Consider the following 321-nt stretch of genomic DNA (forward strand, 5'->3'; position numbering starts at 1 on the left):
CATATTTGTCCAATAACTCACGGACTTCCATTTCAACCAGTTCAATCAATTCAGCATCATCAACCATGTCTGCTTTGTTCAAGTAAACAATGATGTATGGTACGCCAACCTGACGTGATAACAGAATATGTTCACGGGTTTGGGGCATCGGACCGTCAGCAGCGTTAACCACCAAAATCGCGCCGTCCATTTGCGCTGCACCTGTGATCATGTTTTTAACATAGTCAGCATGGCCTGGGCAGTCTACGTGAGCGTAGTGACGATTAGGTGTTTCGTACTCAACGTGCGCTGTCGCAATGGTGATGCCGCGCTCTCTTTCTT

Annotated in this window: 1 protein-coding gene; it reads right to left on the reverse strand. The window is 47.4% G+C overall.

The features are described 5' to 3' along the window. A partial coding sequence (locus tag E8Q33_RS15010; protein ID WP_247870147.1) for a GTP-binding protein occupies positions 1–321 on the reverse strand: 321 nt, incomplete at both ends.

It is taken from the genome of Methylophaga sp. SB9B (assembly GCF_004832235.1).
Taxonomy (GTDB): domain Bacteria; phylum Pseudomonadota; class Gammaproteobacteria; order Nitrosococcales; family Methylophagaceae; genus Methylophaga; species Methylophaga muralis.